Origin of the sequence: Streptomyces zhihengii (assembly GCF_016919245.1) — a bacterium.
Lineage (GTDB): Bacteria > Actinomycetota > Actinomycetes > Streptomycetales > Streptomycetaceae > Streptomyces > Streptomyces zhihengii.
On sequence record NZ_JAFEJA010000001.1, the window covers coordinates 4728951 to 4751501 of the forward strand.

Annotated in this window: 14 protein-coding genes; 8 read left to right on the plus strand and 6 right to left on the minus strand. The window is 73.9% G+C overall.

Translation table 11 applies throughout. The annotated features are described in order from the left end of the window. Window positions 1-229 precede the first annotated feature (229 nt). Window positions 230-3196 carry an SARP-family global regulator AfsR gene (gene afsR, locus JE024_RS19930; RefSeq protein WP_205374879.1) on the minus strand — a complete coding sequence of 989 codons (2967 nt, stop codon included), beginning with the start codon at window positions 3194-3196 and terminating at the stop codon, window positions 230-232. A gap of 122 nt (window positions 3197-3318) precedes the next feature. Then, window positions 3319-4161 carry a polysaccharide deacetylase family protein gene (locus tag JE024_RS19935; protein WP_205374880.1) on the minus strand — a complete coding sequence of 281 codons (843 nt, stop codon included), beginning with the start codon at window positions 4159-4161 and terminating at the stop codon, window positions 3319-3321. A gap of 404 nt (window positions 4162-4565) precedes the next feature. Between JE024_RS19935 and JE024_RS19940 the strand changes: the two genes are divergently transcribed. Continuing rightward, the gene (locus JE024_RS19940; RefSeq protein WP_205374881.1) at window positions 4566-6134 is read left to right on the plus strand and encodes an APC family permease; all 1569 of its coding nucleotides are present in this window, start codon (window positions 4566-4568) and stop codon (window positions 6132-6134) included. Window positions 6135-6453: 319 nt separating this feature from the next. On the opposite strand, the gene JE024_RS19945 is transcribed toward JE024_RS19940, so the two are convergent. Next, the gene (locus JE024_RS19945) at window positions 6454-7962 is read right to left on the minus strand and encodes a CehA/McbA family metallohydrolase (RefSeq protein ID WP_205376633.1); all 1509 of its coding nucleotides are present in this window, start codon (window positions 7960-7962) and stop codon (window positions 6454-6456) included. A 245-nt stretch (window positions 7963-8207) separates the two neighbouring features. Between JE024_RS19945 and JE024_RS19950 the strand changes: the two genes are divergently transcribed. The 5 genes from JE024_RS19950 (at window position 8208) to JE024_RS19970 (ending at window position 16170) form a co-directional block, all read left to right on the plus strand. After that, window positions 8208-9035 (plus strand): LLM class F420-dependent oxidoreductase, encoded by an 828-nt coding sequence (locus JE024_RS19950; RefSeq protein ID WP_205374882.1) that lies wholly within the window; start codon window positions 8208-8210, stop codon window positions 9033-9035. A 227-nt stretch (window positions 9036-9262) separates the two neighbouring features. Further along, the gene (locus tag JE024_RS19955; protein ID WP_205374883.1) at window positions 9263-11866 is read left to right on the plus strand and encodes a bifunctional FO biosynthesis protein CofGH; all 2604 of its coding nucleotides are present in this window, start codon (window positions 9263-9265) and stop codon (window positions 11864-11866) included. 5 nt (window positions 11867-11871) lie between these two features. Continuing rightward, window positions 11872-12042 (plus strand): hypothetical protein, encoded by a 171-nt coding sequence (locus JE024_RS19960; protein ID WP_205374884.1) that lies wholly within the window; start codon window positions 11872-11874, stop codon window positions 12040-12042. After that, window positions 12039-14762 carry a tetratricopeptide repeat protein gene (locus JE024_RS19965; RefSeq protein WP_244882994.1) on the plus strand — a complete coding sequence of 908 codons (2724 nt, stop codon included), beginning with the start codon at window positions 12039-12041 and terminating at the stop codon, window positions 14760-14762. Before JE024_RS19960 ends, JE024_RS19965 begins: the two co-directional genes overlap by 4 nt. A gap of 277 nt (window positions 14763-15039) precedes the next feature. After that, entirely contained in the window at window positions 15040-16170 is a 1131-nt protein-coding gene (locus JE024_RS19970; protein WP_205374885.1) for an ADP-ribosylglycohydrolase family protein, read from the plus strand. A gap of 248 nt (window positions 16171-16418) precedes the next feature. On the opposite strand, the gene JE024_RS19975 is transcribed toward JE024_RS19970, so the two are convergent. Continuing rightward, a complete protein-coding gene (locus JE024_RS19975; RefSeq protein WP_205374886.1) occupies window positions 16419-17981 on the minus strand; it encodes a sodium:solute symporter family protein in 1563 nt (520 codons plus the stop codon). Window positions 17982-18373: 392 nt separating this feature from the next. Here JE024_RS19975 and JE024_RS19980 point away from each other — a divergent pair, with 392 nt between their 5' ends. Then, window positions 18374-18790 carry a hypothetical protein gene (locus JE024_RS19980; RefSeq protein WP_205374887.1) on the plus strand — a complete coding sequence of 139 codons (417 nt, stop codon included), beginning with the start codon at window positions 18374-18376 and terminating at the stop codon, window positions 18788-18790. A gap of 5 nt (window positions 18791-18795) precedes the next feature. Further along, window positions 18796-21144 carry a tetratricopeptide repeat protein gene (locus JE024_RS19985; RefSeq protein WP_205374888.1) on the plus strand — a complete coding sequence of 783 codons (2349 nt, stop codon included), beginning with the start codon at window positions 18796-18798 and terminating at the stop codon, window positions 21142-21144. Between the two features lie 77 nt (window positions 21145-21221). Here the strand turns inward: JE024_RS19985 and JE024_RS19990 are convergent, their stop codons facing one another. Further along, window positions 21222-21431, minus strand: a complete 210-nt coding sequence (locus JE024_RS19990) for a DUF397 domain-containing protein (RefSeq protein WP_244882995.1) — start codon at window positions 21429-21431, stop codon at window positions 21222-21224. 199 nt (window positions 21432-21630) lie between these two features. Further along, the gene (locus JE024_RS19995) at window positions 21631-22488 is read right to left on the minus strand and encodes a helix-turn-helix domain-containing protein (RefSeq protein WP_205374890.1); all 858 of its coding nucleotides are present in this window, start codon (window positions 22486-22488) and stop codon (window positions 21631-21633) included. Window positions 22489-22551 lie beyond the last annotated feature (63 nt).

Below are 22551 nucleotides of genomic sequence, written 5' to 3' on the forward strand. Positions count from 1 at the left end.
CTTCCGGACGGGCCCTCAGGGCGGCTCACCCTAGTCGGTGCCGCCGCCGTGCCGGCCGTCTGCCCCCCGACGCGACGGTTCGACACGTAGAGAGTGCCTGCCGGGGATAAACGAACGATGAACGGCGCCCGGGCGGGAGCCGGGCGCCCGCGCGGCGGCCGGCCGCACCGCGCGGACGGGGCGCGCGCGGCGGCCGGTTACGCGGCGGCGGGTCAGGCGGTGCGGCCGGTCACGCGGCGGCCGCCGGTGCCAGGAGCGCGCGGACGTCCGCCGACTCCGGGGAGCCCAACTCCTCGTAGATCCCCAGCGCCTCCCGCCAGCACACCTCCGCGCGGCCGGTCTGGCCCAGCGCGCCGAGGGCCTTGCCGAGGACCGTCAGGACGTTCCCGCGCCGCCACTCGCCCCCTATGCCGCGCAGCACGGTCAGCGCCATCTCCGCGTTGGACGCGGCCTGGGCGGTGCGGCGGCCCGCGAGGTCGGCCTCGGCCATCCGGTAGAGCGTCATGCCCTCCCACAGCCGCTGCCTGCTGTCGTGGAAGACCTCCAGGGCCTCCTGGAGGCGCGCCGTCGCCTCCGCGATCTGGCCGCTGCGGGTGAGCGCCATGCCGAGCGCGTACCGGGCGTTGGCCCCGCGCAGCGCGTGGCCCATGGCGTCGTAGATGTCGAGCCCCTTGCGGGCGAGGGCCACCGCGCTGGCGGTGCGGCCCATCGCCAGGTGGATCCGCGAGAGGTTGCACAGGGCCGAGGCCTCGCCGGGCTGGTTCTCGCCCGCCCGGAAGTCCGCGATCGCCCGCTCCAGATGGCGCTCGCCGTCCTCCTGGCGGTTCTGGTAGACGGCGATGACACCCCGGTGGTTGGAGGCCCAGCAGCCGGTCAGCGGATCGTCGTTGAGGCCGGACAGCCGCAGCGCCTGCGCCGCCTCGGCGTCCGCCTCGTCGAACCGCCCCGCGACCAGATGGGCGTTGCTCAGGGTCACCAGGGCGCGGCCCTCGGCCCAGGTGTCGCGCGCGGCGCGCGCCGCGTCCAGCACGGCGGCGGCGACCGCCTCGTACTGCTTCGGGTTGGCGCCGGACTCGCCGAGGTCCAGGGCCGCCCACAGCAGGTCGACGGCCCGGCGCAGCATGCTCGGCCGGGAGGACTGGCGCACGCAGGCCAGCAGCGGATCGGCCTCCGCGTACAGCCAGTCCTGCGCCTGGTGGCGGTCCGAGAAGGTCAGGCCCGCGTCCCCGGCCGGCTCCAGGTGGTCCACCAGCCGGTCGCCGGGGCGCTCGATCGCGTAGACCCGGGAGGCCGAGGCCAGGTAGAAGTCGAGCAGCCGGGACAGCGCCGCCTCGCGCTCCGACGGCGGCTGCTCGTCGCGCTCCGCGCATGCACGCGCGTAGAGGCGCACGAGATCGTGGAAGCGGTACCGGCCCGGCGCCGCCGACTCCAGCAGCGAGGTGTCGACCAGCGCCTCCAGCAGGTCCTCCGTCTCGTGCGGCGGCAGGTCCAGCAGCGCGGCGGAGGCGGCCAGCGAGATGTCCGGGCCGTCCGCGAGGCCCAGCAGCCGGAACGCCCGCGCCTGGGCCGGTTCGAGCTGCCCGTAGCCGAGTTCGAAGGTGGCCTTCACCGCGAGGTCGCCCGCCTGGAGCTCGTCCAGCCGGCGCCGCTCGTCGGCGAGCTTGGCCGCCAGGACCGAGACCGTCCAGGTGCGGCGGGCCGCCAGCCGGGAGGCCGCGATCCGGATGGCCAGCGGCAGGAAGCCGCACGCCGCGACCACGTCGAGCGCCGCCTCCCGCTCCGAGTCGACCCGCTCGGCCCCCACGATCCGGGTGAACAGCCGCAGCGCCTCCTCGGGCGACATCACGTCCAGGTCCACCAGGTGCGCGCCCGCCAGGTCGACCATGCGGACCCGGCTGGTGACGAGCGCCGCGCAGCCGGCCGTGCCGGGCAGCAGCGGACGGATCTGGGCCGCGTCCCGCGCGTTGTCCAGCAGGACGAGGATGCGGCGGCCGTCGAGCGCGGAGCGGTACAGCGCCGCGCGTTCGTCGAGGGTGTCGGGGATCGCCGAGTCCGCGGTGCCGAGGGCGCGCAGGAAGGCGCCCAGCACCGTCTCGGGCTCCGCCGAGCGGCTGCTCGTCCCCTGGAGGTCGATGTAGAGCTGCCCGTCCGGGAAATGGGTGCGCGCCTGGTGCGCGACGTGCACGGCCAGGGTCGTCTTGCCGACGCCGCCGATGCCGGCCAGCGCGGACACCGCCATCACCGAGCCCTCGGCCGAGGCGAGACGGTCGCCGAGCTCCTGCACGAAGGAGACCCGGCCGGTGAAGTCGGGTACGGTGGCAGGCAGTTGGGCGGGCCGGGTGAGCTGGACGCCGGGCGCGGGCTCCTCGACGGGGCGGGCGAGCTCGGCGTCGGCGGTCAGGATGCGCTGCTGGAGGCCGGCCAGTTCGGGGCGGGGGTCCACGCCGAGTTCGTCGGCGAGCAGGCGCCGGGTGTCCGCGTAGACGGCGAGCGCCTCGGCCTGCCGTCCGCACCGGTAGAGCGCCAGCATCAGCAGCTCGCGCAGGCGTTCGCGCAGCGGGTGGGTGGCGGTGAGGGCGGTCAGCTCGGAGACGGCCTCCGCGTGGCGGCCGACCTCCAGGTCGAGATCGAGCCGGGTCTCCAGCAGGGTCAGACCCCACTCGACGAGCCGGGCGCGCTGGTTCTCCGCGTACGGGCCCGGCACGTTGGCCAGCGGTTCGCCGTCCCACAGGCCGAGCACCTTGTTGATCAGGGTGCGGGCCTGGTTCCGGTCGCCGGCCGCATGGGCCTTGCTCGCCTCGTCCGCCAGTTCCTGGGCGACGGCCAGGTCGAGCGCGTCCCGCCCGACGCGCAGCGCGTAGCCGCCCGAATCGCTGACGAGGGCGTCCCCTTCGAGCGCCTTGCGCAGCCGGGATGCGTAGGTGCGGACGGCCGCGAGGGCCTGGGACGGCGGGTCCTCGCCCCAGATGGCGTCGATCAGTTCGGAGGCCGTCGCGGTACGTCCCTCGCGCAGCAGCAGCGCCGCGAGCAGGGCCCGTTGCTGGGGTGAGCCGGGCGGCAGGGTCTCGGCGCCGCGGCGTACCCGGACGGGGCCGAGCACGGTGAAGTGCAGCGCGGCGTCGATGCTGTCCGCGCCGTCCTCACGCTGATGCGGAACGCGCTGGTTCGGTACGCGTGGCCCGCTGTCACGGCCCATTGGCTGCCCCCTGCCCGTACTGCCGGAATCGCCCTCGACAGTCTGCCCTGTGCGGGGCGGCTCCGTCAGCATGGGGGCGTCACGGTCTGGTACCACGCGGGCCGCCCGGGGTGCCGGGGTGATCAGGGGCGATAGACCGTTCCCGGCTCCGCCTTCCCGGGGGCGAGGAGCTCGGGGACCGTGACGAAGGTGTAACCGCGCTTCTTCAGCTCGTCGATGATGCCGGGGACGGCGGGCACGGTCCCGTCGTAGATGTCGTGGAGCAGGATGATGCCGTCGCGGTCCGCCTGGTCCAGGATCCGCTTGCGGATCAGCGCCGAGTCGGTGGTCGAGTAGTCCTTGGCGGTGGCGCTCCACAGCACGGCGGAGAGGCCGAGCTCCTTGCTGACGGCCATCACCTCGTCGGTGCGGCGGCCCTGCGGAGGACGCATCAGCGTCGGCTTCTTCCCGGTGATCTCCGCTATCGCGTCCTGGGTGCGGGCCAGTTCGTCGCGTATCGCGTCCTTGTCGAGCCGGTCGAGCCTGCGGTGGGTCCAGGTGTGGTTGGCGACCTCGTGGCCCTCGTCGGCCAGCCTGCGCACCACGTCCGGGTACTTGACGACGTGGTTCTTGCCCAGCAGGAAGAAGGTGGCGTGGACGTCCTTCTCCTTGAGGATGTCGAGGAGTTCGGGGGTGTCCCGGCCCGGGCCCGCGTCGAAGGTGAGCGCGATGCACTTGGCCTTCTCGCAGTCCACCGGGGGCCGGGCGGAGCCCGCGTTCTTCCCCGCGGAGCCGCCCCGGTCGGCGGCGAGTGCCGCGCCTTCGGGCGCGTCGGCGCGCGCCGCGGAGGGCGAGGTGGTGTCCGAGCCGCAGCCGGCGAGGACGAGCGCGAGTGCGGCCGCCGTGAGCGCCGAGGCAACCCGGGACCGGGTCCTGCCCGTCCTGTGGGGTGTGACGGTCGTGGTGGTCCCGGGGCGTGCGGGCATGGCGGGGTTCCCCTCCGTGGGTGGATGGTGCGGACGCGCACGGGGCGCGGCGTGCTGCCGGCCCGGTCGGCCGTGCGCGTCCGCCCCGACTATACATACGGTGTATACACGGGGTGCATAGTGGGGGTCCGGCCTTCCGGGTGCCGGGTGGGGAGGTCGTGGGCCCGCGGTGCCCGGACGCCCGCGAAAACGCCGCGGGAAATTTTGGAAACGGGCATACCGGGCACGGCTGCGATTCCCGCACCGGGGGCGCTTGCCGGTCGTGCCTCGCGATGCGGTGCCGCTGCCTCGTAGGGGCCTTTCCTTTGTGTGCGCCGAGCGCTCATTGACCTTGGAATCACAGGAGTTGGAACCGGATGGCGATCATCCGGATATGGAAACCGCAGGACTTACCGTCCTGTCCCATGACTCAGCTGGATGCACGGCCCCAGGCCGGAGACCCGGTAAGGGGCGTCCCCGGCGGGGGCGCCACCGACGCCGGCGTACGCACGAAGGGCCTCGGCGGGAACTCCGTCGGACTGATGGGCAGTGCCGTCATCGGCGTCTCCACCGTCGCGCCCGTCTACTGCCTGACCTCCACCCTCGGCTCCACGGCCGGCGAGGTCGGGGTGCAGATGCCGGCCGTCTTCCTCGCCGGCTTCCTGCCGATGCTGCTGGTCGCCTTCGCCTACCGTGAGCTCAACCGTGTGATGCCCGACTGCGGCACCTCGTTCACCTGGACGGTGAAGGCCTTCGGCCCCCGCGTCGGATGGATGTGCGGCTGGGGCCTCGTCATCGCGACGATCATCGTGCTCTCCAACCTCGCCGGCGTCGCCACCTCCTACTTCTGGCTGCTGGCCGGGGAGATCACCGGCAGCGACGCGATCGCCGCCCTCGACGGGAACAAGGCCGTCCACATCGGCACCTGCCTCGTCCTGATCGCCGTCGCCACCGCGATCAGCTACCGCGGCATGACCGCCACCAAGGGCGTGCAGTACGCCCTCGTCGGCCTCCAGCTCGCCGTGCTCGCCGTCTTCGTGGCCATGGCCTTCACCAAGGCGGACTCCTTCGCCACGTCCCTGTCCTTCTCCTGGTCCTGGCTGAACCCCTTCGCCGTCCAGTCGTTCGCCGCCTTCACCGCGGGGCTGTCCCTGTCGATCTTCATGTACTGGGGCTGGGACGCCTGTCTGACCGCCAACGAGGAGACCGTCGGCAGCGCCAGGACCCCCGGCCGCGCCGCGATGATCGCCATGGTGGTGCTGGTCGGCTCCTACCTCGCCACCGGCGTCGCCGCGCAGATGGCCGTCGGCTCCGGCGACGCCGGCCTCGGCCTCGCCAACCCCGAGACCTCCGACAACGTCTTCGCCGCACTCGCCGGGCCCGTGATGGGCCCCGGGCTCGGCATCCTCCTCTTCGTCGCGGTGCTCGCCTCCGCCGCCGCCAGCCTCCAGACCACCTTCATCCCGGTCGCCCGCACCGTCCTCGCCATGTCCGCCTACGAGGCCCTGCCGCCGTCCTACGCCCGGGTCCACGAGCGCTTCCGGACCCCCGGCCGGGCGACCGTCGTCGCGGGCGTCGCCACCGGCGCGTTCTACACCGTCATGACCCTGGTCAGCGAGCACGTCCTGGTCGACACGATCTACGCGCTCGGGCTGATGATCTGCTTCTACTACGCGCTCACGGCCTTCGCCTGCGCCTGGTACTTCCGCGGCGACCTGCGCCGCTCCGCCCGCGACCTCGTCTTCAAGGGCGTCTTCCCGGTGCTCGGCGGTGCGCTGCTGGCCGCCGTCTTCGGCAAGACCCTCTACGACATGTGGGACCCGGCCTACGGCTCGGGATCCTCCGTCCTCGGCGTCGGCTCGGTCTTCGTGATCGGCGTCGGACTGCTGCTGCTCGGCGTGGTCCTGATGGTCGCGATGCAGCGCCGCAGCCCGGCGTTCTTCCGCGGCGAGGTGCTGACCAAGGAGACCCCCGCGCTGGTCGTCGCCGACTGAGACCGCCCGGGGCGGGGGCCGGGTGGTCGTCTCCGCCGGGAGACGGTCCGGCGGGGGCCGGGGCGGCCGTGGTCCGGGGTCTCCGGTCGGCCGCCGTCCCGGGGACGGCAGCCGACCGGCCGCTGTCCGGCCGGCGTCGTCCGGGGGCGCCCGGGCGTCGTCGGGTCGTCTCCGTCCGGCGGCGCCCGGGAGCAGCCAGGCGGCTGCCGCCCGGGAGCAGCCAGGCCGGTCGGCGTCCCGGGGCGCCCGGGAGCCGTCACGCCGGTTGCCGGTCGGGAGCCGCCGTCCGGGGCCCGGAGGCCGCTGTCGTCCGGCCCGTTCAGCCGCCCAGGAAGACCGGGTTGGTCAGGGCGGCCGGGGCCCCGGGCAGCCCCGGCACCGACGGGGCGTGCCGGACCTCCGCGCGGACGTAGGCCGCGTTCCGCGGCGTCGTGCGCCACCGCACGGTCCCCGTCCCCGAGGCGGGGACCGTCTCCGTGTGCAGCACGCCCTGGTCGGTCACCACCCGCACCGTGCAGCCGGGGACGCCCGCCACCTCCACCCGGACCGTCACCGGCGCGTCGTCGGCCACCCGCAGCCGGCCGCCGATCCCGGCCTGCCGCCCCCGCCCGTCCGCGGCCGTGAGCGCCACGGTGACGTCCTTGCTCTCCGCGATGTAGCACCGGCCCGCCCGGATGCCGTCCAGGACCGCTCGGCGGCTCAGGTCGTCGGCGAGCACCACGGTCTGCGGGGCGCCGACCGGGTCGGGATCGCGATGGGCGTCGCTGCCGCCGATCGCCGGGGTCCAGCGGCCGCCGCCGCGCGCGGCGACGGCGAGCGAGCCGTCCCAGTCGGCCAGCGAGACCTCGTCGTCGGGCGTGTAGGGGCCGTTCCACACCTCGACCGCGTCGGCCTCGCCGAAGCCGAACTTCCAGTTGCAGCCGATGCAGGTGGCGTGCGGATGGGCGGGCACCACGAGCCCGCCGGCCTGCCGGATCCGCCGCGCGAAACGGCCGAAGCGGTTGTCCCGGGCCCGGTAGCGCCAGTCGACGAACGTCCCCGGGTCGGTGCCGACCGCGAGGACGTGCCCGTTGCGGGTCGTGACCTCCTCGCCGAGCAGCACGAGCAGGTCGTCCCCGGCCGCGTCGGCCCAGTGGGCGTGCGCCGCGTGGGTGTTGTGCTCCGCGGAGTTGACGAAGTCCAGCCCCGCGGCCCTGGCCAGCGCGGCGATCTCGGCGGGGGTGCGCCGTCCGTCGGAGTACCAGGAGTGCAGATGGCAGTCGCCCCGGTACCAGTCCCGCCCGCGCCCCCTGGCCCGCTCCGGCGGGTACACCGGGGTGCGCGGCGGGGCCCCGGCGCCGTAGGTGAGGGTGATCCGGACCTCGTACGCCAGACCGCCGGGCGCCACCGTGTAGGGCGCCAGCGCGATGTACCAGACGCCCGGCTCCAGCGCCCCGGGCAGATACCCCGGGGTCGCGTCGTCGGAGCGCAGGAAGAACTCGCTGCGCGCACCGCCCGACCAGCCGCGGAAACCCTCCCCGCCGAGGGCGGTGCCCCGCTGGTCGAAGATGCCGATGTCCAGCGCGTTGCCCGTGGTCCCCGGCGGCTGCGCGGGCCGCTCGTAGGCGTAGGCGACATGGATCTCCTTCACCCCGCGGGGGATCTCCACCGGGAGGTACACGAAGTCGGCCGCGCCGGGATCCAGGGTCCCGCGCACGGTCTCGGTGCTCCGGGCGTCTTCGCGCGGTGCCGCGTTCGCGAAGCGCACGGTGCCCAGGGTGAGGGCGGCCACCGCCCCCGTCACGATGAGCGCGCGTCTGCCGGGTGCGTGTTCTGCGTCGGTGCACATGCCGTCGGGCTCCCGAGGTGTCGAGACGGACAGGAGGATGCGCTCGCGCTCCCCGCGCCGGCCGGTGACGGACACGAGGGGCGCTCCCGCGCGCCCCGAGTCCGCCGGTGACGGGCACGAGAGCGCCGGTCGCACCCTCGTACCGGGCGGTGAACGGCGTGACAAGGGCGGGAAGTCGCCGGATGACACGCTCGTGACCGGCGACGCGCTGCGCCCCGTGCGAGGGCTGCCCTACCGTTGTCCCCATGCGGATCGCGACCACGATCTTCCTCACCGACGAGACCGTCACCCCCGTCCGCCTCGCCCGCGCGCTCGAACAGCGCGGCTTCGCCGGGCTCTGGCTCCCCGAGCACACCCACATCCCGGCCGACCGCCGGACCCCCTACGCGGCCGGCGGCGACCTGCCCGCCGAGTACACCCGCACCCTGGACCCCTTCGTCGCCCTCGCCCAGGCCGCCGCCGTCACCGAGACCCTCGCGCTCGGCACCGGCATCACGCTCGTCGCCCAGCACGACCCGATCGTGCTGGCCAAGCAGATCGCCACCCTCGACCACGTCTCCGGCGGCCGGTTCACCCTCGGCGTCGGCTTCGGCTGGAACGTGGAGGAGGCCGCCGACCACGGCGTCGAGTGGTCCACCCGCCGGGAGCTGGTGCTCGACCGGATGCGCCTGATGCGCGCGCTCTGGGCCCCGGAACCCACCCCGTACGAGGGCGAACACGCCCGTGTCAGCGCCTCCTTCGCCCACCCGAAGCCGGGCGGCGGCAGCCCCCGCGTCCTGGTCGGCGGCGGTGCGGGCCCCGGGCTCTTCGCCCACGTCACCGAGTACGCCGACGGCTGGCTGCCGATCGGCGGAGGCGGCCTCGGCACCTCGCTGCCCGTGCTCCGGCGGGCCTGGGCCGACGCGGGACGCGACCCGGCGACCCTCCAGGTCGTCCCCTACGCCGTGCGCCCCTCGCCGGGCAAGCTCGCCCACTTCGCGGAGCAGGGCGTCACGGAGGTGGTGCTCCAACTCCCGCCGGGCACCGAAGCGGAGATCCTGCGCGTCCTGGACGACTACGCCCAGTACCTGTGACCGGGGCCGAGTGCCCCTGACCCGGGCCCAGTACCTGTGGCCCGGGCCGCACCCCTGACCGAGGGCGTGCCCCGGTCCGCACCTGTGGCCGAGGGCGCGCCCCGGTCCGCACCTGTGGCCGAGGGCGCGCCCCGGAGCGCGCCCCGGTCGTCCGGGAGCGCCCACAACGGGCCAACGTCACACCGGCTCCCGCGAACGCCGCGGCACCGCGCTCGTATGCTCGACGCATGACCGATCACCAGCGCGGACACACCCCGGCGGCGACGGACCGGCCCACCGCGAACGCCATGCGAAGGGCGCTGCGGCGGGCGCGGGACGGCGTCGCCCTCGATGTCGCCGAGGCCGCCGTGCTGCTCCAGGCGCGCGGCGCCGACCTGGAGGACCTCACGGCCTCCGCCGGGCGGGTCCGGGACGCGGGCCTGGAGGCCGCCGGGCGCGCCGGGGTCATCACGTACTCCAAGAGCGTCTTCATCCCGCTGACCCGGCTCTGCCGCGACAAGTGCCACTACTGCACCTTCGTCACGGTGCCGGGCAAGCTGCGCCGCGCGGGGCACGGGATGTACATGTCCCCGGACGAGGTGCTGGACATCGCCCGGCGCGGCGCCGAACTCGGCTGCAAGGAAGCGCTCATCACCCTCGGCGACAAGCCCGAGGACCGCTGGCCCGAGGCCCGCGAATGGCTCGACGCCCACGGCTACGACGACACCCTCGCCTATGTGCGCGCCATGTCGGTCCGCATCCTGGAGGAGACGGGGCTGCTGCCCCACCTCAACCCGGGCGTCATGTCGTGGACCGACTTCCAGCGCCTGAAGCCCGTCGCCCCGTCCATGGGCATGATGCTGGAGACCACCGCCACCCGGCTGTGGTCCGAGCCCGGCGGCCCCCACCACGGCTCACCCGACAAGGAGCCCGCCGTACGGCTGCGCGTCCTGGAGGACGCCGGACGCTCCAACGTCCCCTTCACCAGCGGCCTGCTCATCGGCATCGGCGAGACGTACGAGGAGCGCGCCGAATCGCTGTTCGCGCTGCGCCGCGTCTCCCGCGCCTACCACGGCATCCAGGAACTGATCCTGCAGAACTTCCGCGCCAAGCCGGACACGGCCATGCGCGGCATGCCCGACGCCGAACTCGACGAACTCGTCGCCACCGTCGCCGTCGCCCGCCACATCATGGGCCCCGCCGCCTGCCTCCAGGCGCCCCCCAACCTCGTCGACGGCGAGTACGCCCGGCTGCTGCGGGCCGGCATCGACGACTGGGGCGGCGTCTCCCCGCTCACCCCCGACCACGTCAACCCCGAACGGCCCTGGCCGCAGATCGACGAACTGGCCGCCCGCTCCGCGGCGGAGGGCTTCACCCTCCGGGAACGCCTGTGCGTGTACCCCGAGTTCGTGCGGCGCGGCGAACCGTGGCTCGACCCGCGGCTGCTCCCGCACGTCACCGCGCTGGCCGACCCCGCGACCGGGCTGGCCCGCGCGGACGCGCTGCCCGTCGGGCTGCCCTGGCAGGAGCCCGACGGCGGCTTCGCCGAGGCCGGCCGGACCGACCTGCACCGCACCATCGACACCGACGGACGCACCCACGACCGGCGCGACGACTTCGACCACGTCTACGGCGACTGGGACGCCTTGCGGGAGGCCGCCGCGCCCGGCATGGTCCCCCAGCGCATCGACACCGACGTCCGCCAGGCCCTCGCCACCGCCGCCGACGACCCGACCCGGCTCACCGACGCCGAGGCGCTCGCCCTGCTGCACGCCGACGGCCCGGCGCTCGACGCGCTCGCCCGCGTCGCCGACGACCTGCGCCGCTCCGTGGTGGGCGACGACGTCACCTACATCGTCACGCGCAACATCAACTTCACCAACGTCTGCTACACCGGCTGCCGTTTCTGCGCCTTCGCCCAGCGGCGCACCGACGCCGACGCCTACAGCCTCTCCCTGGACCAGGTCGCCGACCGCGCCGCCCAGGCGTGGGACCTCGGCGCCGTCGAGGTGTGCATGCAGGGCGGCATCCACCCCGACCTGCCCGGCACCGCCTACTTCGACATCGCCCGGGCCGTGAAGGAACGCGTCCCCGGCATCCATGTGCACGCCTTCTCCCCGATGGAGATCGTCAACGGCGCCTCCCGCACCGGGATGTCCGTCCGCGACTGGCTGACCGCCGCGAAGGAGGCCGGGCTCGACTCGATCCCCGGCACCGCCGCCGAGATCCTCGACGACGAGGTCCGCTGGATCCTCACCAAGGGCAAGCTGCCCGCGGCCACCTGGATCGACGTCGTGCGCACCGCCCACGAGCTGGGCATCCGCTCCAGCTCCACCATGATGTACGGGCACGTCGACCAGCCCCGGCACTGGCTCGGCCACCTGCGCACCCTGGCCCGGCTCCAGCAGGAGACCGGCGGCTTCACGGAGTTCGTCACCCTGCCGTTCATCCACACCAACGCGCCCGTCTACCTCGCCGGCATCGCCCGGCCCGGCCCCACGGCACGCGACAACCGGGCCGTCACCGCGATGGCGCGCCTGCTGCTGCACCCGCACATCACCAACATCCAGACGAGCTGGGTCAAGCTCGGCGCGGACGGCGCGGCGCAGATGCTGCGCTCCGGCGCCAACGACGTCGGCGGCACCCTCATGGAGGAGACCATCTCCCGCATGGCCGGGTCCGGTTACGGCTCCTACCGCTCCGTCCGCGACCTGCGCGCCATCGCCGAGGCCGCCGGACGCCCCGCCCGCCCGCGCACCACCCTCTACGGCGAGGTGCCCGAGGAGCGGCAGCGCGCCGCGACCGCGTCCGACGGACACCTCCCGGAGCTGCTGCCGGTGCTGCCAGACTGACCGTCATGAAGCCGACGGGGGAGCGGACGGGGCCTGTTGTCGCGGCGACGGCGGGGGAGCGGGCGGGGCCGGCTGTCACGGACACGGCGGGCGAACGGTCCGGGCCCGCCGTCGCGGTGACGGCGGGCGAACGGTCCGGGACGGCCGCCGCGGTGACGGCGGGGGAGCGGGCGTGAGCGGGCACCGCAAGTCGCTGCGGCAGGTGCTGGAGGACCGGCGCGGGGCGCGGTTCATCGGCCGTGCCGAGGAGATCGAGCTGTACCGGGGCAACTTCCGCCTCCCCGTCGAGGACCCGGACCGCAGGTTCGTCTTCCACGTCCACGGCAGCGCGGGCGTCGGCAAGACCTCGCTGGTGCACCGGATGCGGGCGGCGGCCGCCGAGCGCGGCGCCCTCGCCGCGTACGTCGACGACTCCGTCAACAGCGTGCCCGACGCGATGGCCGCCGTCAGCGCCGACGTCGCCCGGCAGGGGCACCGGCTCAAGGAGTTCGACCGGCTGATGGCCACCTACCGGCAGCGCCGGCACGAGGCCGCCTCGCTCGTCGAGGACCCGGACCAGTCGCTCACCGCGGGCGCGGGCCCCTCCGCCGGGCACCTGACGGCGGCCCGCGCCGGACTGATGGCCGTCTCCCTCATCCCCGGCGCCGGGATGCTGGCCGGCGCCATCGACCCCGCCCAGGTCGCCGAGGGCACCGAACGGCTGCGGGCCCACCTCAGCTCCCGCTTCCGGCAGGACGACGTCCAGCTCGTCATGGACCCGCTGCCGCTGATGTCCCCCGTCTTCCTCGCCGAACTGGAACAGGCCGCCGCCGCCCTCCACCGCGACGCCCACATCGCCCTCTTCTTCGACACCTACGAGCGCACCGGCACCTTCCTCGACCCCTGGCTCGCCGCGCTGTTCGCCGTCGGCCGCTACGGGGAGCCGCCCGCCGGGCTGGTCGTCACCACGGCAGGACAGCGGCGCCTGGACCGGGTGCTGTGGGCCGACAGCATCGACCTCGTCGCCGAACTGCCGCTCACCCCCTTCACCGAGGCCGAGGCCCGCGAACTGCTCGCCGCCCGCGGCATCGTGGACGAGGCCGTCGTCCGCGACGTGCTCCGCCTGTCGGGCCGGCTGCCCGTCCTGCTCACCACCCTGGCCGCCAACCCGGCCACCGCCGCCGGCGCCGTCGACGACCCCAGCGCCACCGCCGTCGAACGCTTCCTCGACGGCGAACGGGACCACTCCCGCCGGGACGCCGCCCTCGACGGGGCGCTGCCCCGCAGGCTCAACGAGGACGTCTTCGCCGCCGTCGTCGAACAGGACGCCACCGAACTGTTCCGCTGGCTGCGCACCATGCCGTTCGCCGACGAGCGCGCCGGGCTGACCGTCTACCACGACGTCGTCCGCACCCCCATGCTGCGGCTGCGCAGGGCCGGCTCCCCGCAGCGCTGGATCGCCTGCCACGAACGGCTCGCCGCGGCGTTCGCCCGCTGGGCCCAGTCCGCCGCCGCCGGGATCGACGAGCGCCGGCTGTGGGCGGCGCGGAACTGGCGCGAACTGCGCCTGGAGGAGACGTACCACCGGCTGTGCGCCCAGCCGCGCGTCGCCCTGCCCGGCGCGCTGCGGGACGGCATCGGCGCCTGCCGGGAGGGCACCGCCGCCGCCCGCGCCTGGGCGCGGATGCTCGCCCAGGCCGGCGACGACGCCGACAGCGCCCTGCTGCGGGGCTGGGGCGAGGACGGACTGGAGGCCCTCGCCGACGAGTCCCGGCTCGGCATCGACCTGCTGGGCGTGCTGCTCCAGCGCGGCGCGCTGGACACCGCGAGCCGGGTCGACGCCCTCGTCGTCCGCGCCCGGGACCTCCACAACGCCGGCGAGTACGAGGCCGCCCTCGCCGACTCCCGGCGCGCCCTCGATCTCGACCCGGCCGCCGCCCCCGCGCTCCACGGACGCGCCCGCACCCTGCGCCGGCTCGGCGACCTCACCGCCGCCCTCGCCGACCTCGACCGCGCCCTGGAGATCGAGCCCGGCGTCCCCTGGACGCTCGCCGAACGGGGCGAGGTGCACCGGCTCGCGGGCCGCTACGAGGACGCCGTCGCCGACCTCGACCGTGCCATCGGGGCGGGGCTCGACCACCACTGGCCCTACGCCGGGCGCGGACACGCGCTGCTCCGCCTCGGCCGCACCGGGGAGGCCCTCGCCGACCTGGACCGCGCCGTCGAGCTCAAACCGGGCTACGTCTGGGCCCTGCTGCGCCGCGCCCGGGCGCGCACCCTGCGCGGCGACGTCACCGGGGCGCTCGGCGACCTGAACCGGGCGGGGGCGCTCGCACCGGACAACCCGTGGATCGCGGGCGAGCGCGGCGACGCCTACCGGTTCGCCGGCCGCTTCGAGGAGGCCGTCGAGCAGTACGACCGCGCCCTGGAGCTCGACCCGTCCTACGCCTGGGCGCTCGGCAGCAGGGCCATGGCCCTCGACGGGGCCGGCCGCACCCGGGAGGCCGTCGCCGACCTGGACCGCGCCATCACCATCGAACCGGACTACGCCTGGGCGATGCTCCGCCGCGCCGAGATACGCGAACGCCTCGGCGACACCGCGGGAGCCCGGGCCGACCGGGCCCGCGCCGAGGCCACCTCCGGCGGGCGGGAGGCACGTGAACTGGCCGCCCGGGGAGCCGCCCACGCCCTGGCGGGCCGCCACGAGGAGGCCCTCGCCGACCTCGACGGCGCCCTGGCGCTGGCCCCCGGCCACCGTCCGGCCCTGTGGTCCCGCGTCGGCACCAACCTGGCCCTGGGCCGGACTCAGCAGGCCCTCGCCGACCTCGCCGAACTGTCCCGCTCCCGCACGGCACCGCCGGGGGAGGCGTACCGGCAGTACGCGGACGGCATGGACACCTCCTCCTGGCAGGGCTGACCGGGCCGGCGCGCGGGGCCGCCCCGCGCGCCGAGCCGGGCGCCCGCGCACCGACGGCCGCGCCGACCGCCCGCGTCGCGCACCGCCCGCCCGCGCCCGCGCGCCGACGGCCCCCGCCCGTGCCCCTGCGCGCAGCCCCGGACAGAACGGGCATTCGCGCTTCCGGGGAGTAGATCGACATACCCCCGCGTTCCCCCTGGGCGCCCCGGACCCAGCGTCCCCGTTCGATTACAGTGCTGGGCCGGGCAGTGTTCTTTCGACGTCGGGGAGGGCCACGGTGGGCGCAGGAGCCGCGGCCGTGTGGGGCCGGGCCGAGCAGCAGGACTTCCGTGCCCGGGTGCGCGGAGCGCTCCTCGGCGGGGCGATCGGCGACGCGCTCGGCGCGGGGGCCGGCGGCCGGGGCCTCGACGACCTGCGGGCGGCCTACGGGCCCGAGGGGCTCACCGAGTTCCAGGCCGCGGACGGACGCCGCGGAGCGGTCACCGCCGCCACCCAGATGACGCTGTTCTCCGTCGACGGGCTGATCCGCGCCCAGGTCCGGCGCGACACCGGCGCCTGGCACCCCCCGACCGACCTCCACCACGCCTATCTGCGCTGGGCCGCCACCCAGCGCGACTGGGGCCCCGACGAGCGCCGCAGGGACAACGGCTGGCTCGCGGGCGAGGAGTGGCTCTACAGCAGGCGCGGCCCGGCCCGCGCCTGCCTCACCGGCCTCGGCGACACCGCCATGGGCACCCTCCAGGCCCCCAAGAACCCGACCGCCCGCGACGCGGGCGCCCTGGTGCGCTCGGCGCCCTTCGGGCTGCTGGTGGGCTGGGAGCCGGAGCTGGTCTGCCAGCTCGCCGTGGAGTGCGCGGCGCAGACCCACGGCCACCCGACCGCGTACCTCTCGGCCGGCGCCTACGCGGTGATCGTCCACGGCCTCGCCCGCGGGGAGACCCTGGACGCCTCGGTGCAGCGCGGTCTCGCCCTGCTGGCGGCCCGGCCCGGCCACCAGCCGGTGACCGACGCGCTCAAGGAGGCCCTCGGCGCCGTCCGCCAGGGCATCCCCGGCCCGGGCAGGGTCGCGGCGCTCGGGGAGAACGGCTTCGCCGAGGAGGTGCTCGCCGTCGCCGTCTACTGCACCCTCGTCGGCGAGGACATCCGCCAGGGCCTGCGGCTGGCCGTCAACCACGACGGCCCCTCCGAGGCCACCGGGGCGGTCTGCGGGGCGCTGCTGGGCGCGCTGCACGGCGAGACGGCGCTGCCGCCGGCCTGGCTCTGCGAACTGGAGGGCCGCGGGACCCTGCTGGAGCTCGCGGACGACTTCGCGATGGAGATGACCCAGGGGCCCGCCCTCCACGGCCCGACCCTCTCGGCCCCCGGCTGGCTGGCCCGCTACCCCCGCGGCGCCGCCGAACTCACCTGACACCGCGCCCTCCACGCCCCGTGGGCCGCGTGCGGGGCCGCGCCCTCCACGCCCCGTGGGCCGCGTGCGGTGCCGCTCCCTCCACGCCCCGGCGCCGGCTCCTCCGCGCCCCCGGTGCCGGCCCCGCACGTCCACACCACGGCCCCCGCCGTCACACCCCGCCCCCGGACCGCCCGTGCACGACCGAGCGGCCGCCCCCGGCTCACGGGGACGGCCGCTCGGTGCGGCAGGGCGGGGACGGCGGGGCGTCAGCCGTCCGCGCCCTCGCGGGTGGCGGGCGCCGCGGGCGCCGGGATCAGACCGATCCCGCCGGCCGGCCCGTCGTCGTCGTTGTTGATCTTCGCCAGGACCTCGTCCCGCTCCGGGGTGTCCTCCGGCTTGATCCAGCCGATCACCACGAAGAGCACCAGGGAGACCGCCAGCGGGATCGACACCTGGTACTGGAGCGGCACCCCGCCGTCCACGTTCCAGCTGATCGGGTAGTTGACGAGCCAGAAGGTGACCAGGCCGACGCCCCAGCTCACCAGGGCCGCCGTCGGCCCGCTCCGGCGGAACCAGGGCAGCAGGCCGAGCATCAGCGGGATGGCGATCGGTCCCATGAGACCGGCGACCCACTTGATGACCACGGTGATGATGTCGCCGAAGAAGGCGGAGTTGACCTGGGTCGCGATCGCCATCGACAGGCCGAGGAAGAGCAGCGTCGTCCAGCGGGCGGCCAGCAGCCCCGCGCGGGTGTCCCACTGGCGGGCCCGGCGGGAGAGGGCGGGCATGATGTCGCGGGTGACGACGGCCGCGATCGCGTTGGCGTCCGAGGAGCACATGGCCATGGTGTGCGAGAAGAAGCCGACGATCACCAGGCCCAGCAGGCCGTGCGGCAGGAGCTGTTCGGCCATCAGCGCGTAGCTGTCCGCCGGCACGTCCGTCTCGATGATCAGCGGCGCCACCCACATCGGGAAGAACAGGACCGCGGGCCACACCAGCCACAGCACCGCGGACAGCACGGCCGACCGCTGCGCCTCCTTGGCGGTGGGCGTGGCCATGTAGCGCTGGGCCTGGTTCCACATGCCGCCGTTGTACTCGAAGGTCTTGATGAAGAGATACGCGATGAGGAAGACCATCATGTAGGGCCCGGCGAGCGGCTCGGCGTGGCCCTCCAGCTTCGGCTCGTCCCAGACCGTCCACAGGCTGCTGAAGCCGCCGAGCTCGGCCATCACGGCGACGAGCATCGCGATGCCGGCGATGAACTGGATGACGAACTGGCCCAGTTCGGTGAGCGCGTCCGCCCACAGGCCGCCGACCGTGCAGTAGACGGCCGTGACGGCGCCGGTGATCAGGATGCCCGTGTTGAGGGAGACCCCGGTGAAGACCGAGAGCAGCGTCGCGATGGCGGCCCACTTGGCGCCCACGTCCACGATCTTCAGCAGCACGCCCGACCAGGCGAGGGCCTGCTGGGTCGGCAGGTCGTAACGGCTCTTCAGGTACTCCAGCGGGGAGGCCACATGGAGCCGGGAGCGCACCCGGTTGAGCCGCGGCGCGAACAGCCGCGCGCCGATGGCGATCCCGATCGCGATCGGGAAGGACCAGGTGACGTACGAGGTGATGCCGTAGGTGTACGCGATGGCGGCGTATCCGGTGAACATGACGGCGCTGTAGCCCGACATGTGGTGGGAGATGCCGGACAGCCACCAGGGCATCTTGCCGCCCGCGGTGAAGAAGTCGCTCACGTCGTCCACCCGCTTGTGGGACCAGACGCCGATCGCGACCATCACGCCGAAGTAGCCGATGAGCACGGCCCAGTCGAGACTGTTCATGCCCCCTCCAGGGGTCCGGTCCTCCTTGTGAACGCCGTTCATGGTGTGGCGTTCCGTGCTGGCGCGACAACGGATCGGAGGGTCAAGAGCAGGTAAAATCGTTCGGATTATTGACCTGGGTTCACATACTTGACCGACAGAAGGGTGAAAAAGGGGCTGTACGGGATGGGTTCGGGGTGGCGCGTGCCGGGGACGCCCGACCTCGGCCGCTCAGCCCGCTGACCGTCCGCGCGCGGGCGGGAGGGGGCGGGCGCGACCGTTCACGGGCCGGCCGGGCCGATGACCCGTTCCGGTCGGGACCCGCGGTATCGGACTGACACGGCACCGGGCCGGACCTATCGTTGGTGTTTCGTCCGTCGGCCGATGGGCGGCGGACGGTACAGGGGGCCCGCATGGACGCGCAGTTGGTCGATCTCGCTCGAACCGCGGGAACCACCGTGGTGACGCTCATGGCCACGGACGCGTGGGAGCGCATCCGCGACGGTGTCGTCGCCGTGTGGCGGCGCGCCAGTCCGGATCGCGCGGACGGCGTGGAAGGCGAACTGGACATCGCCCGTGACGAACTGGTCGCGGCGCGGGAGGCCGGGGACGACCAGACGGAACGGGAACTGCGCGAGGAGTGGTCGGGCCGCCTGCGGCGCCTGCTCAGGGAGCAGCCGGAGGTCGCCGCCGAGCTGCGTCGCATTCTGGCCGAAGTCGACCCGCAGGCGGACGAGGGGGCGTCGCACCAGGTCCGGATGCACGCCACGGCATCCGGCAGCGGGCGCGTCTACCAGGCCGGCAGGGACCAGCACATCACGGAGCGGTGAGCGCGGTGACCGACGAGCCGGAGCCCACCGTGCAAGGGCGGTCCACGGGGCAGGGACGGGTCTTTCAGTCCGTGCGGGACCAGTACATCAGCGAGCACCACCACCACTACACGGCCGATCCGGCCTCGATCTTCGACCTGCCGGCCCAGTCCGGGCCGGTGCGGGTGCCTTCGGCCGGCGGGCCGGCGGGTGTGCCGGCCCCGGCGTCGGTGCGCATGCCGCTGATCGGCCGGGCCCCGGCGATCCTGAGGGATCGGCGCGAGCTCGTGCCCGGTCTCCTCCGGGCGGCCGAGCACGAACGGGGCGGCGTCCACGTCCTGCACGGGCTCGGCGGCTGCGGGAAGACCGCGGTGGCGCACGAGGTGTTCAACAAGGTGGCCTCACCCGCGGGACGCATCGGCCTGTGGGTCAACGCGTCGGACGCCGCGACCGTGCGCGCCGGAATGATGGCGGTGGCGGCGGACCGCGGGGCCGGGGCCGCGGAACTCGCGGCGGCCTTCGACGGCCGGCGCGCTGCCGCCGATCTCGTGTGGCACCACCTGGACCACTCCAGCCGGCCCTGGCTCCTGGTGCTCGACAACGCGGACGACCCGGCAGTGCTGGGCGACGGCACATGGCTTCGCCACAGCCCCCAGGGCACGGTCCTCGTGACGTCGCGCCAGCCGTACTCCCCGGTCTGGGCGGGCGCCACGCTCCACCGGGTCGATGTCCTGCCGCCCGCGGACGCGGCCCAGGTGCTGCGCGACCTCGCTCCGCACTCCGGCACGGCGGAGGAGGCCGAGGCGGTCGCCCGCAGGCTGGACTGCCTTCCTCTCGCGCTGACGCTCGCCGGCTCGTTCCTGTCCAACCAAATCCTGGAGAGCTGGTCCATGGACGAGTACCGCCGGCGCCTGGACGAAGACCCCACGGACCTGCTCGACCAGGGAGGCGGCCCCGGCCTCACCGACCGCAACGCCCGCCAGTTGGTGAGCCGTACCTGGGAACTCTCCCTCTCGGCACTGGCTGACGCCGGTGTTCCGGAAAGCGTGACGCTGCTCGGACTGCTGTCCTGCTGGAGCTCCGACCCGGTGCCGGTCTCCCTCCTCCGCGGTGCGGCGGTGGATGCCGTCGATCTGACCGCCCTCGAACCGCCGTTGCCGGGGAGCAGGGTCGAGACCGCGCTGCGCGGTCTGATGAGCCACTCGCTCGTCTCGCTGGTGGAGGTCGAGGGCGAGGCGGGAACCACGCGCTGCGTCAAGACCCACGGGGTCCTCCTCGACAGCGTTGCCGCCGCCGTTCCGGACGAGCAGAAGGCACCCTTGCTGCGTGCCGCCGCGCAGCTCCTCGAACGAGGCCTCGACGCGCCGGTGGGCCCCGGCAGCCTGGTCTCCCATGTCGTCGGCCTGCTCCGCAAGGCTCAGGCCGCGGGCGAGACCGCCCCTGTCGAGGTCGGTGTGCTCGCGGCGAGGCGGCTCTTCGACCGAGGCGATTTCCACGGTGCCCTGCTCGTGGCCGAGGCCACGGCGGAGACGGCTCAGCGGCTCTCCGGTCCGGAACACCGTCCGACCCTGCGGGCCGAACACATCGCCGGCCTGGCGCTCTTCAGGCTGGGGCGATTCCAGGAGTCGGAAGCGCTGCACCGCCGGGTGCTCGAGACCAGTGAGCGCGTGCTGGGGCCGGACGACCCCGAGACCCTCGAAAGCCTCCAGTACATCCACGAGCCGCTGGGTCAGCTCCAGCGGCTCGCGGAGTCCGTCGACACCTTGCGCCGTGTGCAGGAGCGGCGCACCGAGCTGCAGGGCCCGAAGCATCCCGCAACCCTGCACGCGCGGGCGCTTCTGATCGAGTACCTGGCTCTGAGCGGCGCCGTCGAGGAGTTCGACCGTGTCGGACCTGCGACCGTCGCCGATTGCGAACAGGTCCTCGGCGTCGACTCCCGCAGCACGGTGACCGCCGCACACAACTACGCCTTCGGGCTGTTCCGCCTCGATCGCTTCGAACAGGCCGAGCCGATCGCGCGACGAGCCCTTGCCGGTCGTGAGCTGGTCCACGGCCCGGAGCACGCGCTCACGCTGTCCGCCGCCGTGCTGCTGAGCTGGATCCTCGAACGACGCGGGCTGCTCGGGGAGGCCGTGGGCCTCGCCCGCCGGGCTCTGACGGGCCAGGAGACGTCACTGGGTGCGGAGCATCCGTACGTGCTGGCGAACAGGACGCGGCTCGCCGCGTTCCTGGCGGCCTCCGGGGAGACGGCCGAGGCCGCCGCTCTCGCGCGGCGGAACCTTCCGCTGTGCGAGCGTCTGCTGGGGGTGGACCACGCCCTGACCGAGGAGACGAGAGGTCTCATCGGTCAGGAGCCGGAGCCCGGGACGCACTGAGCCCCCTCGGCCGGGACGGCGGACCAGTCGAGAGGGCGTGACACGGGCTGTTGCCGGCGCTGATGCGTGCGTGCCGATCAGGAAACGGCGGAGTCGTCCCGGCGGACGGCGAGCACGAACTCCGACCAGGTCGGTGCGGCCACGGCGAGCATCGGGCCACAGGGGTTCTTGGAATCACGGATCGCGACGGCGCTCAGGTCGGGCCTCCGGACCTCCACGCAGTCTCCGTTGACGGCCGAGTACGAGGATTTGATCCACTTCGTCGGCGCGGCGTGCCCACTCAGCATGATGACTCCCATGGTTGTACCGGTCGGGTCAGATGATCGTGACCCGAGGCAGCTGCTCTCAGCGGCTCTCGTGATCGACGCTACGCTGCAACATCACTACAGGCAGCTGGCGTTCACTCATCCGGATGGCATATCCCATGTGGGTCTTCTCGACCGAGGGGCCACAGGTGTACCTTTCGGCCCCTCGGTCTCCAGGAGATCAGGCGCTGTACTCTTCCGCGGTCTTTCGGATGAAATCCCGGGATTGCTCCGCGCTGAGTGCCTTGGCCCGCAGATGTTCGTACATGATCTCGTAGCTCTGCACATCGGCCGCCCGTTCCAGGTAGAGGTCACTGGTGACCCCTTCCAGGTAGACGACGCTGGCGTCCATCGCGTCCTGGAACTCCAGGATGGCGAACTTCCCGTACATGCCCGGATGCGCCCCGACCTCGAACGGCAGGACCTGAAGCGTCACATGGGGACGCTCGCTCAGCTCGGCGAGGTGGGTGAGCTGCTGGGCCATGACCGCGGGGCTGCCGACGGTCCGGCGCAGGAGTGCCTCGTCGATCACGGCCCAGAAGCGGAGCGGATCGTCGGGATCGGCGAGGCGGTCCTGCCGCTTGAGCCGGACCTGAATGCGCTTGTCGATCTCGCCGGGCGTCGCCTCCGGCCACATCCCCGCGATGACGGCCTGGGCGTACTCACGGGTCTGCAGGAGCCCCGGCACGATCAGCGACTCGTACACCCGCAGGCTCGCGGCGTCGGTCTCCAGACCGATGTAGACGCTGTACGGGATGTCGCCGAAGGCATGCCACCAGCCCTGCTGACGCGAGTCCTTGGCCATCTGCATGAGGGAGTCGACCACCCGCTCGTCCTCGACTCCGTACACCCCGCACAGATCGCGGACGTCGCGCTGGCTGATGGAGCGGCGGCCGTTCTCCAGGCGGCTGATCTTCGACTGGGAGACGAGCAGGCGCTCGGCGACCTCTTCCGCCGTCATGCCCTTCAGCTCTCTCAGCCGGCGCAGCTCCTGGCCCAACCGGCGTCTTCTGACAGTGGGATTGACGTTGGACGCCACGGAAACCGCACCTCCGGCTGCTTTGCCTCGCGTTGCTCTGCGTATCTACTGCTCAGCAGATTG